The sequence below is a fragment of the Microbacterium umsixpiens genome (genome assembly GCF_053543675.1).
In genome coordinates this window covers 11,695-20,176 of the sequence record NZ_JBLVOH010000033.1, presented here as the reverse complement: position 1 = coordinate 20,176, position 8,482 = coordinate 11,695, and the positions used below count along the sequence as shown (strand labels likewise).

Below are 8,482 nucleotides of genomic sequence, written 5' to 3'. Positions count from 1 at the left end.
GCACCCGGGGGTGCGTTCTCTCTTGTCAGGAGTCAGCTCTCGATGTGCCGCTCGTCGGGGCCGTCGTAGAAGGACAGCGGACGGATCAGCGCGTTCGATCCGGCCTGCTCGATCACGTGCGCGGTCCACCCCGTCACCCGCGCCGCCACGAAGAGTGGCGTGAAGGTCAGGGTGTCGAAGCCGATCAGGTTGTACGCCGGACCCGACGGGTAGTCGAGGTTCGGGTAGATGCCCTTGCGCGCGACGAACTCCGACTCGAGAGCATCGTAGAGGGCCGCGACCTCGGGGCGGTCGTAGTGCTCCACCAGGGTGTCGAGCGCCGCCTTCATGGTCGGCACCCGGGAGTCGCCCTTCTTGTACACGCGGTGCCCGAAGCCCATGATCTTGCGCTTCTCGGAGAGCGCCTTGTCGAGCCAGGGCACGACGTTCTCGGCCGTGCCGATGTCGTCGAAGATGTGCAGCACGGCCTCGTTGGCCCCACCGTGCAGCGGTCCCTTGAGGGCGCCGATCGCGCCGACCACCGCCGAGTAGATGTCGCTCAGGGTCGAGGTGATGACGCGCGCCGTGAACGTCGAGGCGTTGAAGGAGTGCTCCGCGTACAGGATCATCGAGCGGTTGAAGGCGTCGACCACGACCTCGTCCGCCTCTTCGCCGAACGTCATCCAGAGGAAGTTCGCGGAGTAGTCGAGGTCGTCGCGCGGGGCGATGATCTCCTCCCCGCGACGGCGACGCTGACCGTAGGCGACGATCGCGGGCAGAGCGGCGAACAGACGGATGCTGCGCTCGAGGTTCTGTTCGGGGCTGCCACCGGCGTCGAGCACCGAACCGCCCGCACCGGGGTCGGAGGCGCCGATCAGGCTGACCGCGGTGCGGACCTCGTCCATCGGGTGGGCGTCGAGCGGCACCAGGTCGATCGCGGCCTTGACGTTGTCGGCGAGTGCGCGGTTCTTGCGCTCCTCGAGCCGGAACGCCGCGAGCTCTTCCGGCGTCGGCAGCTCGCCGTTCCAGAGGAGGTAGGCGACGGCCTCGAACGGCTGCGTGTCGGCCAACTCCTGCACGGGGTAGCCGCGGTAGAGCAGGCTGTTCGTCTCGGGGTTGACCTTCGAGATCGCGGTCGTGTCGACGACGACCCCCGCGAGGCCCTTCTTGATGTCCGGCTCGGTCATGGTCACTCCTTCGTGTACTTCGACTCGTCGCTTCGCTCCTCGCTCAGCAACCGGGTCGGATGTCCGCTTCGCTGCGCTCAGCGACCGGTGTTGTCGACTGTGAAGTTGAAGACGCCGGAGTCGAAATGGTTGTACGACTCGTAGTCGATCAGATCGTAGAGATCGGCGCGGTGCTGCATCTCGCCGAGCTTCGAGGTCAGGTGCCCCTCGTCGTTCAGCGTATCGAGAGCACGGCCTGCGGCCCCCATCGAGATGCGCAGCAGCGACACCGGCCAGATGACCAGGTTGACGCCGGCATCCCGCAGCTGGTCCGTGGAGAACAGCTCGCTCTTGCCGAACTCGGTCATGTTCGCGAGGATCGGCACGTCGAGCGCCTCGGCCATCGCCTCGAACTCGGCGAGCGTGCGCATCGCCTCGGGGAAGATCGCGTCGGCACCGGCATCCACCAGCGCCTTGGCCCGATCGATCGCGGCATCCAGCCCCTCGATCGCGCGGATGTCGGTGCGCGCCATGATGAGGAAGTTCTCGTCGCGGCGGGCGTCGGCGGCAGCCCGGATGCGCTTGATCGCGGTGTTCTCGTCGACGACGGCCTTGCCGTCGAGGTGGCCGCAGCGCTTCGGATTGATCTGGTCCTCGATGTGCGTGCCGGCGAGCCCCGCATCTTCGAGCTCCTGGATCGTCCTGGCGACGTTCATCGGCTCGCCGAAGCCGGTGTCGGCGTCGACGATCGCGGGGAGGTCGGTCATGCGGGCGATCTGCTTCGCACGGCCGGCCACCTCGGTCAGCGTCGTAAGGCCGATGTCGGGCAGCCCCAGGTCGGCGGAGAGCACGGCGCCGGAGATGTAGACCCCGTCGAAGCCCTTCTGCTCGATCAGGCGGGCGCTCAGCGGGTTGAAGGCTCCTGGGAATCGCAGCAGTTCGCCGCTCGCCAGCCGCTCCCGGAACAGCCGCCGCTTCTCGGCGGGCGTGACGGTGGAGTACAGCATCAGAAGAGTCCCGCAGGCGCCGGGGCAGCCTCGAGCAGCCCGGGCTTGGCGACGATCGACAGCTCGCCGACCTCGGCGGCTGTGAGCTCGGGCAGGCGCTGCACGAGGGAAAGGAACCGCTCGATCTCAGCCGGCTCCAACACGGGCTCGGCGAGCAGACGGAACTTGGCGATGTAGTTCTCGCGCGCGAACGGACGGGCGCCCAGCGGATGCGCGTCGGCCACGGCGATCTCGTCGACCACGGTCGAGCCGTCGGTCAGGCGGATCTCGACGCGACCGCCGAAGGCCTTCTCGGCCGGGTCCTCGGAGTGGTAGCGGCGGGTCCACTCGGCGTCCTCCGCCGTGGTGATCTTGTGCCACAGCGCGACCGTGTCGGCGCGGCCCGCACGCTCGGGGGCGTAGGAGTCGACGTGGTGCCAGCCGCCGTCCTGCAGCGCGACCGCGAAGATGTACGGCACCGAGTGGTCGAGGGTCTCGCGCGATGCGGTCGGGTCGTACTTCTGCGGGTCGTTCGCGCCGGAGCCGATCACGTTGTGCGTGTGGTGGCTGGTGTGGATGACGATCGAGTCGATGTTCTCGGGGTCACGCAGCGCCGGGTTCTCGATCCCGAGCTTGCGGGCGAGGTCGATGAGCGCCTGCGCCTGATACTCGGCCGAGTGCTCCTTCGTGTACGAGTCGAGGATCGCGCGCTTGGGCTCGCCCGCGGCGGGCAGCGGCACGTCGTAGGACGCGTCCTTGCCGTCGAGCATCCACGCGATCACACCGTCTTCGCCCTCGTAGATCGGCGCGGGGCTGGTCTGCCCGCGCATGGCCCGGTCGACCGCCTCGACGGCCATCTTGCCCGCGAAGGCCGGGGCGTGCGCCTTCCAGGTGGAGATCTCGCCCTTGCGGCTCTGCCGAGTGGCGGTCGTCGTGTGCAGACCCTGGCCCACAGCCTGGTAGATCGTCTCGACGTCGAGCCCGAGCAGGGTGCCGATGCCGGCGGCCGCCGACGGGCCGAGGTGGGCGACGTGGTCGATCTTGTGCTTGTGCAGGCAGATCGCGCGCACGAGGTCCATCTGGATCTCGTAGCCGGTCGCGATGCCGCGCACGAGCGCCCGACCGTCCTTGCCGGTGTGCTGGGCGACCGCGAGGATCGGCGGGATGTTGTCGCCGGGGTGCGAGTACTCCGCCGCGAGGAACGTGTCGTGGTAGTCGAGTTCGCGCACGGCCACGCCGTTCGCCCAGGCCGCCCACTCGGGGCTGGTGCGGTGGTCGAGCGCCGCACCGAACAGGTTCGCTCCGACTCCGCCGGTGGAGACGGGGTGGCTGAACGCCTGCGCGCGGGCGGCGTTGATCGGCGCGCGGGTGAGGGATGCCGCGGCCACCGAGGCGTTGTCGATGATGCGGTTGATGATCATGTCGACGACGTCCTGCTCGACCTCGACCCGGTCGGCGGCGACCTCGGCGATCTTCCAGGCGAGCTGGTCTTCGCGCGCGAGGTTCTCGTCGCTGCGGTGCACACGGACGTGATGGGTGACGGTCATTTCTTATCCTTCGCTGTTGCTGGAGTCGAGAGAGTCGAGGATGCCGGTGAGGGCGTTGTGCAGGTGCACGTGGGTGGCATGGGCGGCGAGGTCGCCGTCGCGGGCGGCGAGCGCCTCGGCGATCGTGCGGTGCTCGGCGGCGGATGCCGCGAGTCGGGCGGGCTTGTCGCGGGCCATCCGGCGCACGCGCACGAGGTGCGTGCGCACGGTGCGCAGGGCCGAGGCGATGTAGTCGTTCGCGACGGCCGCATCGAGGGCACCGTCGAACCGGGCGATCAGCGCGTAGTAGGCGTCACGGCCTGCGGGACCGGTGAGGTCGACGTGCGCGAACTCCGCGGCGAGCTCGGCGAACAGACCGGCGTCCCCCCGCACGGCGGCGAGCCGGGCGGAGCTCTCCTCCAGCGCGCGGCGGATCTCGAACAGCGAGCGGATGTCGTCGGCATCCAGGTCGGCGACCACGGTCACGCGCGGCGACTGCTGGACGACGAGACCGTCGCCGGCCAGTCGGCGCAGCGCCTCCCGCATCGGAGTGCGACTCACACCGAGACGCTCGGCCTGCTCGACCTCCCCGAGAACGAAGCCGGCCGGAAGAGCACCCGACTGGATGTCGTCGAGCAGGGCCGTGTACGCGCGATCACTCGCGGAGAAGCGCTCGACAACAGGGGGCATGCCCTCAGTGTATACATAAAGGAGCGGGACGGGCCTCTCAGTCTTTTTCTACGGGCTTCCCGTATACATTCCCGGGGGCGGGCACCGGCTCCACGAACTCCGGAGCGACGGGCTCCCCCAGCTTGACCACGACGACCCCCACGAGAACGAGCACCCCGCCGAGCCCCTGCAGCAGATCGGGAAGCTGGCCGAGCAGCAGCCAGCCGAACAGGAGCGCGGCGACCACCTCGGCGAGCGCAACGAAGGAGGCGAGCCGCGAACCCAGCATCCGCGTCGAGGCGATGCCGAGCAGGTACGCGAGGGCCGTCGCCACGACACCGATCGCCAGCACGGGGACGAACCAGGGCACACTGCCGAAACGGTAGGCGATGTCGTCGGTCGTCCACGCGATCGGCAGGACGCCGATCGCCCCGGCCGCCGTGAGACCGAGTGCACCGATCAGCAGCCCGCTGCCGGCGAGCGCGAGCGGCGGCAGCCCCGTGTCGACTCTGGCCGAGAGCACGAAGTACGTCGCCGCCCCGACCATGGCTCCGAGCGCCCACAGGATGCCGGCCACGTCGACATCGGCCCCCGTGAGGATGTCGAGCATGAGCACCAGCCCGACGATGGCGATGATCGCCCCGATGATGCTGCGGCGCGTCGGCCGCTCCCCCCGTCGCAGCCACAGCCACAGCAGCACCGCGACCGGTGCCGTGTACTCGATGAGCAGCGCCAGCCCCACATCCATGACGGCGACGGCCTGGAAGTAGAAGAGCTGGGTCGCGGTGACGGCGAGCAGTCCGTAGGCGAGGATCATGCCGGCGTTGCGGCGAAGGAGACCCCACCGCCCGCGCAGCGACAGGATCGTGGGGATGAGCAGCACGAGGGCCGCCACCCAGATGCGTGCGGTGACCGCGGCCCCCGGCGTCCACCCCGCGTCGATGAGCCCGCGCGCCCACGCGCCGGACATGCCGAACGACAGCGCGGCCGCGATGGCGAGCGGCAGCCCCAGGCGCACACCGCGTGCGGACGCGACCGCCACGCTGTCATCACTCACCCTGCCCATGATCGATGACGCTACTCGCGCACGCTGTAAGATGTCAACGTGATCTTCAGCGATGACACCCAAGAGGGTCTCCGCGCCGCCGTGTGGCTCGTGAACTCGGCCGAGGATCCGGACACGCTGGTCGACCTCGACGACGAGCGCGCCTTCCTCCGCGAGTTCCCCTACACCGGACGACTCGACCGCGATGAGGACGAGCTCGCCTCCCTGCGCCGCCTGCGCCCGCGTCTGCGATCCATGCTGCTGGCGCCGCGCGACGAGATGGCCGAACTCGTCAACGCCGCCCTCGCCGAGTCCCGCCTCACCCCGCGACTGCTCCGCCACGACGGGGTCGATTGGCACCTCCATGCCGTGGCCGACGAGCATCCGCTGGCGGAGCGCGTGCTGATCGAGACCGCGATGGCGCTGATCGACGTCATCCGCGCCGAGGAGGGCTCGCGCCTCTCCGTGTGTGCGGATGACACCTGCCTGGCGATCGCCCTGGATCTCTCCCGCAACCGCTCGAAGCGCTACTGCTCGACGACCTGCGCGAACCGCAACGCCGTCGCCGCCTATCGCGCGCGCCGGGCCGCGGACTGACGCACGAACTCAGGCGCCGATGTACGCGCCCCGCCAGGTGTACGCCGCGATGGTGTCGGCCTTCATCTCCATGCCGTTCCCGGGCGCCGTCGGCGCCATGTAGGAGCCACCGCGGATGTCGGTCGGCACGACGAAGTGCTCGTGCAGGTGGTCGACGAACTCGATCATGCGGCCCTCGCGGGTGCCGGTGACCGCGACGAAGTCGAACATCGACAGGTGCTGCACCGCTTCGCACAGGCCCACCCCACCCGCGTGCGGGCACACCGGCACGCCGAACTTGGCGGCGAGCAGCAGGTTGGCGATGTTCTCGTTGACGCCGCCGACGCGCACGGCATCGATCTGCATGACGGAGATGGCATCCGCCTGCAGCAGCTGCTTGAAGATGACACGGTTCTGGGCGTGCTCGCCGGTGGCGACGCGGATCGGTGCCACGCCGCGCGCGATCTCGGCGTGCCCGAGCACGTCATCGGGGCTGGTCGGCTCCTCAATCCACGCGGGGTGGAACTCGGCGAGCGCATTCACCCACTCGATCGCCTCCGACACCTCCCAGCGCTGGTTCGCGTCGATCGCGATGGGGAAGTCCGGTCCACACACCTCACGCGCCTTGCGGAAGCGACGGATATCGTCCTGCAGGTCGGCGCCGACCTTGAGCTTGATCTGCGTGAAGCCGTCGGCCATGGCCTCGCGGGCGAGCCGCTCGAGCTTCTCGTCGGAGTATCCGAGCCAGCCGGGACTCGTCGTGTAGGCCGGGTACCCGGTGGCGAGCAGCTGCTCTTCCCGTTCGGCACGCCCCGGCTCGACGGCACGCAGGATGTCGAGGGCGTCCTCGCGGGTGAGGGCGTTCGTGAGGTAGCGGAAGTCGACGAGGTCGACGAGTTCTTCCCGGGTCATGCGGGCGAGCAGCTGCCAGAGGGGCAGCCCCGCGCGCTTGGCCTTGATGTCCCACAGGGCGTTGATGACGGCGCCGATGGCCATGTGCATGACGCCCTTCTCGGGGCCGAGCCACCGCAGCTGCGAGTCGCCGATGATCGCCCGGTAAGTGCCGCCCATGTCGTCGAGCAGGGGTTCGAGCTCGCGGCCGACGAGGTGGTCCGCGAGCGCGTCGATCCCGGCGACCTGCACGTCGTTGCCCCGCCCGATCGTGAAGACGAACGCGTGCCCCTCGATGCCGTCCTCGGCGTCCGTGCGCACGATCACGTACGCGGCGGAGTAGTCGGGGTCGGGGTTCATCGCGTCCGAACCATCCAGGCTCAACGACGTCGGGAAGCGGATGTCGGTGGTGTCGAGGGCGACGATACGGGTCACGGGGGTCCTCTCCATGCACGGCGGATCTCTTCCGTGCGGATACCTTGGAGTGTAAACATCCGATGTCTATACTGTCAACGAGATGGGCCGCAGCGTCGTGGCCTCCCCACCGATCAGGAGAATCATGAAGTTCGCGCGGCTCGGCACCCCCGGCACGGAGATCCCCGTCCTCGTGGAGGGTGACCACTACCTCGACCTCCGCTCTCTGACATCCGATGTGAACGGCGACTTCCTCGAGAGCGACTTCGTCGCCAGGGTCTCGGCGGCCCGCGATGCCGGGGAGCTTCCGGAACTCGCGGATGCCGCGGCGATGCGCATCGGCGCACCGATCGCCCGTCCGAGCGCCGTGATCTGCATCGGCATGAACTACGCCGCCCACGCGGCCGAGTCGGGTTCGGAGCCGCCGACCATCCCCATCCTCTTCCTGAAGACGCCCAACACGGTGGTCGGACCCGACGACGCGGTGACGATCCCCCGCGGCAGCGAGAAGACCGACTGGGAGGTCGAGCTCGGCATCGTGATCGGCGCTCGCGCGGCCTACCTCGACTCCCCCGAGGAGTCGCTCGCCCACGTGGCCGGCTTCGTCGCCGCGAACGACGTCTCGGAGCGGGCGTTCCAGATCGAGGTGTCGGGCGGGCAGTGGTCCAAGGGCAAGATCGCCCCGGGATTCAACCCCACCGGCCCGTGGCTCGTCACTCCCGACGAGGTCGACCACCACGCGCTCGGACTGCGCAGCTTCGTCAACGGCGAGCCGCGGCAGGACTCGAACACGAGCGACATGATCTTCACGGTCGAGCACATCGTGCACCACCTGTCGCAGTACGTGACGCTCGAGCCGGGCGACCTGATCCTCACCGGCACCCCGCAGGGCGTGGCCCTCTCGGGCACGTACCCCTACCTCGCACCCGGCGACGTGGTCGAGATCGAGATCGACGGCCTCGGCCGGCAGCGGCAGGAGTTCGTGGCATGGGAGGCACAGAGATGAGCGCACTCGACGGACTGGTGGCGATCGTCACCGGCGGAGCATCCGGGATCGGTGCGGCGATCGCACAGCGCCTGCGCGCCGACGGGGCGACCATCGCGATCCTCGACCGCGACACCGCCGCGGCCGACCCCGCGTTCACGGCCTTCACCGCCGACGTCTCGGATCGTGCAAGCGTCGACGCGGCCGTCGCGGCCGTGGCCGAGAGGTTCGGGCGCATCGACATC

The 8,482-nt window shown here is 69.3% G+C and carries 9 protein-coding genes; 3 read left to right on the top strand and 6 right to left on the bottom strand.

Annotated features, from left to right (window positions below; translation table 11 throughout):
• Positions 1–32: 32 nt before the first annotated feature.
• The 5 genes from ACNPM4_RS03540 to ACNPM4_RS03520 form a co-directional block, all read right to left on the bottom strand.
• Complete coding sequence (locus ACNPM4_RS03540) at positions 33–1,166, bottom strand: bifunctional 2-methylcitrate synthase/citrate synthase (protein ID WP_448984715.1); 1,134 nt, start codon at positions 1,164–1,166, stop codon at positions 33–35.
• Between the two features lie 77 nt (positions 1,167–1,243).
• Positions 1,244–2,152 (bottom strand): methylisocitrate lyase, encoded by a 909-nt coding sequence (gene prpB / locus ACNPM4_RS03535; protein WP_448984714.1) that lies wholly within the window; start codon positions 2,150–2,152, stop codon positions 1,244–1,246.
• The gene (locus tag ACNPM4_RS03530) at positions 2,152–3,678 is read right to left on the bottom strand and encodes an MmgE/PrpD family protein (RefSeq protein WP_448984713.1); all 1,527 of its coding nucleotides are present in this window, start codon (positions 3,676–3,678) and stop codon (positions 2,152–2,154) included. The genes prpB and ACNPM4_RS03530 overlap by 1 nt, the downstream gene beginning before the upstream one ends.
• 3 nt (positions 3,679–3,681) lie before the next feature.
• Positions 3,682–4,347: a GntR family transcriptional regulator gene (locus ACNPM4_RS03525; RefSeq protein WP_372467481.1), complete on the bottom strand. Its 666-nt coding sequence runs from the start codon at positions 4,345–4,347 to the stop codon at positions 3,682–3,684.
• Between the two features lie 37 nt (positions 4,348–4,384).
• Positions 4,385–5,392 carry an EamA family transporter gene (locus tag ACNPM4_RS03520; protein ID WP_448984712.1) on the bottom strand — a complete coding sequence of 336 codons (1,008 nt, stop codon included), beginning with the start codon at positions 5,390–5,392 and terminating at the stop codon, positions 4,385–4,387.
• 39 nt (positions 5,393–5,431) lie between these two features.
• Here ACNPM4_RS03520 and ACNPM4_RS03515 point away from each other — a divergent pair, with 39 nt between their 5' ends.
• Complete coding sequence (locus tag ACNPM4_RS03515; protein ID WP_448984711.1) at positions 5,432–5,968, top strand: CGNR zinc finger domain-containing protein; 537 nt, start codon at positions 5,432–5,434, stop codon at positions 5,966–5,968.
• Between the two features lie 9 nt (positions 5,969–5,977).
• On the opposite strand, the gene ACNPM4_RS03510 is transcribed toward ACNPM4_RS03515, so the two are convergent.
• Positions 5,978–7,273: an L-fuconate dehydratase gene (locus tag ACNPM4_RS03510; RefSeq protein ID WP_448984710.1), complete on the bottom strand. Its 1,296-nt coding sequence runs from the start codon at positions 7,271–7,273 to the stop codon at positions 5,978–5,980.
• A gap of 124 nt (positions 7,274–7,397) precedes the next feature.
• On the opposite strand from ACNPM4_RS03510, the gene ACNPM4_RS03505 reads away from it, so the two are divergent.
• Positions 7,398–8,258 (top strand): fumarylacetoacetate hydrolase family protein, encoded by an 861-nt coding sequence (locus ACNPM4_RS03505; RefSeq protein WP_448984709.1) that lies wholly within the window; start codon positions 7,398–7,400, stop codon positions 8,256–8,258.
• The coding region (locus ACNPM4_RS03500) for an SDR family NAD(P)-dependent oxidoreductase (RefSeq protein ID WP_448984708.1) at positions 8,255–8,482 on the top strand (228 nt) is incomplete at its 3' end. The genes ACNPM4_RS03505 and ACNPM4_RS03500, both read left to right, overlap by 4 nt.

Coding starts and splice junctions, on each gene's coding strand:
- ACNPM4_RS03540 (WP_448984715.1), bottom strand. CDS start 1,166: ATGACCGAGCCGGACATCAAGAAGGGCCTCGCGGGGGTCGTCGTCGAC.
- prpB (WP_448984714.1), bottom strand. CDS start 2,152: ATGCTGTACTCCACCGTCACGCCCGCCGAGAAGCGGCGGCTGTTCCGG.
- ACNPM4_RS03530 (WP_448984713.1), bottom strand. CDS start 3,678: ATGACCGTCACCCATCACGTCCGTGTGCACCGCAGCGACGAGAACCTC.
- ACNPM4_RS03525 (WP_372467481.1), bottom strand. CDS start 4,347: ATGCCCCCTGTTGTCGAGCGCTTCTCCGCGAGTGATCGCGCGTACACG.
- ACNPM4_RS03520 (WP_448984712.1), bottom strand. CDS start 5,392: ATGGGCAGGGTGAGTGATGACAGCGTGGCGGTCGCGTCCGCACGCGGT.
- ACNPM4_RS03505 (WP_448984709.1), top strand. CDS start 7,398: ATGAAGTTCGCGCGGCTCGGCACCCCCGGCACGGAGATCCCCGTCCTC.